Origin of the sequence: Bacillus sp. 5mfcol3.1, assembly GCF_900114335.1 — a bacterium.
GTDB lineage: Bacteria > Bacillota > Bacilli > Bacillales > Bacillaceae_G > Bacillus_A > Bacillus_A thuringiensis_S.
The window spans coordinates 1-1,127 of the sequence record NZ_FOST01000067.1 but is presented as its reverse complement, the minus strand read 5'-3'; the positions used below and the strand labels follow the sequence as shown (position 1 = coordinate 1,127).

The following is a 1,127-nucleotide window of genomic DNA, read 5'->3' as shown; positions in this document are numbered from 1 at the left end:
GCAAATACTTTTCGTAACATATCTAAACTGTTATTATCTTGTTGCATAATAAATTTGTACTGTGTAAGTTCAAATAACTTTTTAATTTCATCAATCATTTCTTGTGAAGATCCTTCCGGTACAAAATCTCGAATGGTATGACTTGCATATACAAGACCTGCAAAGTATTTTCGATCTTCACGACTAAGTTTTGTTAAAAATTGTAGCGCATGAGCACTTTCTTTTTTAGTGTTGATGATATGATGCGCCTCATCAATAAGAATGAAATAACGAACTACATCTTCAAAAGCAAGTTGCTTTTTGTTAAAGGCTTTTAATTGAGGCGCACCATTTGAAATCATTTCATCCCAAAGGAGATTTAACACATTGAAAATCTGTGCCTGGAATACTTCTGGTTTAAAACTGGATATATTCCGTAAGGAAAAAGATACTACTTGTTCTTTCTTGAAATCTTCAATAGTAGTAGGCCCATCAAATAATTCTGCATATGCTTCTACTAAATTCGTAAGATTTAATTCAATTAATTCCAGACGATGAATTCTACTGTCTCCTAAATTATCATGATGTTTTTTAGTTTCTACATCTTGATATAGTTCTTTACGAACAAACATTAAAAAGTCAGAGAAAATCGGATACTCTTTTGGTTTTCTTGTTGTAATTTCATTTTTTGCTCCTTTTTTATCATTCCATAATCCCATACGAATATATAATTTACGAAGCAAATTTTCATATTCTTTAATTTCATCATCTTTTGCTTCTGGCGCAATGAATCGATAAAAAATTGTCAATTTAGATAGATGTTGAGTGAAACTAACTTCTTCAAGTTCTGCTGTTTTGTACACTTGAAGTGGGTTAATTTGACCTTCAGAACCGTCTAATGAGATAGTCTTTCCTCCTAGTTCTTTCACTGTATCTGTAAACTCTTCTACCACATCAAATACCCGAACAAAGTGACCTTTACTTGCATAATCTACCGTTTTCTTTTTTAACAATGTTGATTTCCCCGCACCAGATTTTCCAATCATTACACCGTTATAACTCTTTCTTTGATTGTCTTTATGGAAGATATCAAAAATAACATTTCCTTTTGTTTTCGTTGTTCCATAATACGTACCGTATGGATCGTG

At 31.9% G+C, this 1,127-nt stretch carries 1 protein-coding gene; it reads right to left on the bottom strand.

What is annotated here, in order from left to right; all coding sequences use genetic code 11:
* Positions 1 to 1,127: type IV secretion system protein VirB4 (locus BM089_RS30475; RefSeq protein ID WP_090979250.1), on the bottom strand; the 1,127-nt coding region annotated here is incomplete at both ends.